General features: G+C 56.9%; 2 protein-coding genes. Both read left to right on the forward strand.

The window, feature by feature from the left end:
- Nucleotides 1–71 precede the first annotated feature (71 nt).
- Entirely contained in the window at nucleotides 72–392 is a 321-nt protein-coding gene (locus IT40_RS26445; RefSeq protein WP_036761504.1) for a gene transfer agent family protein, read from the forward strand.
- Nucleotides 385–1,041, forward strand: a 657-nt coding sequence (locus IT40_RS28200) for an HK97 family phage prohead protease (RefSeq protein ID WP_036761506.1), incomplete at its 3' end; no start/stop codon positions are given. The genes IT40_RS26445 and IT40_RS28200, both read left to right, overlap by 8 nt.

Below are 1,041 nucleotides of genomic sequence, written 5' to 3' on the forward strand. Positions count from 1 at the left end.
TTCACTATTCCGCGCGGTGATCGCGTGGCGCTATCGGCGAAGCTGGCTGCCTTTCATGAAGGCGCGCGGGCATGATCGGCATTAACGCCTTTTTCGGCGACAAGGAACGCCCTTTCACCCTGTCCGACGACATGGTGATCGAGCTGGAAGCCAAGACCGAAACCGGCATCGGCGTCCTGTATCAGCGTCTCTTGGGTCAAGCGTTCAAGCTGGCCGATCTGGCCGAGGTTATCCGCCTTGGCCTGATCGGCGGCGGCACCAGCCCCGAGGAAGCCGACCGGCTGGTTAGCACCTATGCCCGCAATCGCCCCATTGCCGAGGTGCTGCCGCTGGCAACTGCCATCCTTGCCGCCCGCTGGCTGGGCGCTGATGAGGTAAAAGCCCATGGATAATCTCGAAACCCTCGAACGGATCGAAACCAAGGCCGAACTTTCCGTTTCGGAAGCTGGTGAAATCACCGGGCTAGCATGGCCTTTCTCTGGCCCTGATATTGTTGGCGATACGATTGAGCCGGGCGCGTTTATTGTCCCGTCGCAACTGCCAATCTGTCTTGAACATGACAAATCCAAGGCAATCGGCGTTTGGGAAACCATCGTCGAAACCGACAAGGGTTTGGAAGTGAAAGGCCGGCTGTTCCTTGAAGGTATCAGCGCCGCGAAATCAGCGCACCGCTATTTGAAAGCTGGCGCAATTAAGGGACTGTCCATCAGTTTCAGCAACGCAATGTATCGCCCCCTTGCCAATGGCGGGCGGCATTTTGTTGAAGTCCCTTTGAATGAAATTTCTATCTGCAAAGACCCTAAACACCCCGAGGCGCGGATTAGCGCCGTCAAATCGCAATCCACGAACGCGGAGTATCAAGTGGAAAACGAAGAACTGAACCAAGACGAAAACAAGGCCAAGACCCCGGCCAATAATGCCCAGGTTGATACCAAGGTTTTCAATGCCGTTCTGTCGCGGCTGGACAAGCTGGAAGCCAAGGCGAACCGTCCGGGCGCGCCGGGTATCGTCCAGGGCGAGACTGCCGAGAAAAAGGCGTTC

The organism is Paracoccus versutus, assembly GCF_000763885.1.
Taxonomy (GTDB): domain Bacteria; phylum Pseudomonadota; class Alphaproteobacteria; order Rhodobacterales; family Rhodobacteraceae; genus Paracoccus; species Paracoccus versutus.

What these genes read in the sequence shown, in the direction of transcription:
- IT40_RS26445 (WP_036761504.1), top strand. Translation starts at nt 72, where the DNA reads ATGATCGGCATTAACGCCTTTTTCGGCGACAAGGAACGCCCTTTCACC.